At 66.3% G+C, this 1,864-nt stretch carries 4 protein-coding genes and 1 riboswitch; of the genes, 2 read left to right on the top strand and 2 right to left on the bottom strand.

The window, feature by feature from the left end; translation table 11 throughout:
• Positions 1 to 246: 246 nt before the first annotated feature.
• Positions 247 to 558, bottom strand: a complete 312-nt coding sequence (locus RHBS_RS27435; protein WP_037186570.1) for a PE family protein — start codon at positions 556 to 558, stop codon at positions 247 to 249.
• Between the two features lie 88 nt (positions 559 to 646).
• Entirely contained in the window at positions 647 to 1,201 is a 555-nt protein-coding gene (locus RHBS_RS27430) for a histidine phosphatase family protein (protein WP_237669843.1), read from the bottom strand.
• A gap of 134 nt (positions 1,202 to 1,335) precedes the next feature.
• Positions 1,336 to 1,411, top strand: a riboswitch (cobalamin riboswitch).
• Positions 1,412 to 1,482: 71 nt separating this feature from the next.
• Between RHBS_RS27430 and RHBS_RS27425 the strand changes: the two genes are divergently transcribed.
• Positions 1,483 to 1,677, top strand: coding sequence for a CbtB domain-containing protein (locus tag RHBS_RS27425; RefSeq protein ID WP_032396459.1), 195 nt, complete (start codon positions 1,483 to 1,485; stop codon positions 1,675 to 1,677).
• Positions 1,668 to 1,864: CbtA family protein (locus tag RHBS_RS27420; protein WP_187298671.1), on the top strand; the 197-nt coding region annotated here is incomplete at its 3' end. The genes RHBS_RS27425 and RHBS_RS27420, both read left to right, overlap by 10 nt.

Below are 1,864 nucleotides of genomic sequence, written 5' to 3'. Positions count from 1 at the left end.
GCCTGCGGTCAGAGCTGCGGTGACGGCGGCGATACTCGCCGATGCCTCGGTGAACGCCGCGGCGACCGACCCCCACGCCCCGCCGGCGACATGCAACGGCACCGGTCCTGGCCCGAGCAGTCGCGTCGAGTTTCCCGTCGCCGTGCGTGGCAGCCACACCACGCCTGTCACTCCGAGCGTCATCCTCTGGCCCCCATGATGTTCGAGCGTTGTGTCATTTTCTCTGCTGCCGTCGAGTTCGGTGCGTCAGATGCCGGGTAGGCCGGGCAAGCCCCCGGCCGTGTCGTCATCGGTGGCCACGTAGTCCGCGGCCTGTTTCCGCAGTTCCTCGGCCGCCCGGTGCAACTCCGAAATGCCCTGCGCTGCAGCAGGTCCGAAGGTCTCGGCCGCGGTACCGAAGAATCGCTCGGTCAGCAGCGAGACCTCGTCGGTGCCGGGCGGCAGTGGCCGCACGGGGATTGCCGTCGCAGTGACAGCTGCTTGCAAGCGGGCGGCGACCGCATCGAGCTCGGAGGCAGCGAGCTGCAGTGCCACCGGATCCACCTTGATGACGGTCATGAGCCACGCCCCCTGATCGAAGAACTTTGCGCTGTCGGTAGGTAGGACGCCGCCGTGTTCGGTTTGGTTCCCTCGACGCGAGAAAAATTCAGACGAACTTCTGAGCCGTCGAGCCCACAGTCCACGCGCCGCCTCGACGGCTGACCGATGTGCGCGTGAGCGGGAAGACGTCGATGCGCCAGAACGAGGACACCGGGGCCGCCAACACCAGCACCACCACGGCTCGGACGACGGCAGGAGAGGTCACCGCCAGCGTGCGGCCTGGCGTGGATCCGACAGTGCTCAGCCACGTCTCGACGCGGGAGAACAACGCATCGAGGGATTCGCCACCCGGTGGAACGAACGCCGGATCGCCAAGCCAGGCCAGCGCGTCGGCGTCGGGCAGATCGGTCATCTCGAGGCCGGACCACCGGCCGTAGTCGATGTCGGCCAACGCCGGTTCCACCGAGATGTCCGAGCCGAAGATGCGGGCAGTGGAGATCGAGCGGGTTTCCGGTCCGGACAGGACGCGGTCGACGCGGGGAAGATCGGTCACCGCAGCAAGGTCGCGCAGCCCCGCGTCGTCGAGTGGTTCGTCGCCGGGGAATCGGCCTGTGCGCATCGCGGCGGTTCTGGCGTGGCTCACCAGGATCAGTCGGGTCACGGGCGCAGGCACCGTGTCATTGTGGCGCAGGCACCGCGTCATTCTGGCATCGAGCTGCAGTAGGTCAGGACAGCGATTGACACAGCGTCGCGTTCGGTGCCACAGTTCGCAGGTTAGACGCGATGTACGCAGGTAATCCGGTGAAAATCCGGAGCGGTTGCGCCACTGTGATCGACGTCGGGCAGATGTCCGAATTCGAGAGTCAGAAAACTCGTTCATCGCATGGCCGTCCCCGTTCTTCGAGCGGGGACTACGGGACGCATATCCCAGGAGGACACACCATGGCAATCATTCACGCACCCAGTAATACGACGGAGTCGGCTGCCCTTGCCGTCATCGTCGCCGCAACGATCCTGCTCGCCTTCGTCGTGCTCTACCTCGTCGGCTTCGATCAGGGCGCGATCTCCCGCAGTGGCATGTACATGCACGAGTTGATGCACGACGGCCGCCACCTGCTGGGCCTGCCATGCCACTGACCGACACCCACGGCCCGACGCTGCAGGGCACCTTCGTCCAACTACTGGTGCGAGGTCTGCTCGCCGGACTCGTCGCCGGGTTGCTCGCCGGTGCCGTCGCCTTCGTCGTCGGTGAGCCGCACATCGATTCGGCCATCGCCATCGAAGAAGCAGCCGGAGCCGATCACGCCGGAGCCGATCACGCCGG

It is taken from the genome of Rhodococcus sp. BS-15, assembly GCF_000813105.1.
Taxonomy (GTDB): domain Bacteria; phylum Actinomycetota; class Actinomycetes; order Mycobacteriales; family Mycobacteriaceae; genus Rhodococcoides.
The sequence above is the reverse complement of the archived record's forward strand: the minus strand, read 5'-3'. Positions and strand labels throughout refer to the sequence as shown.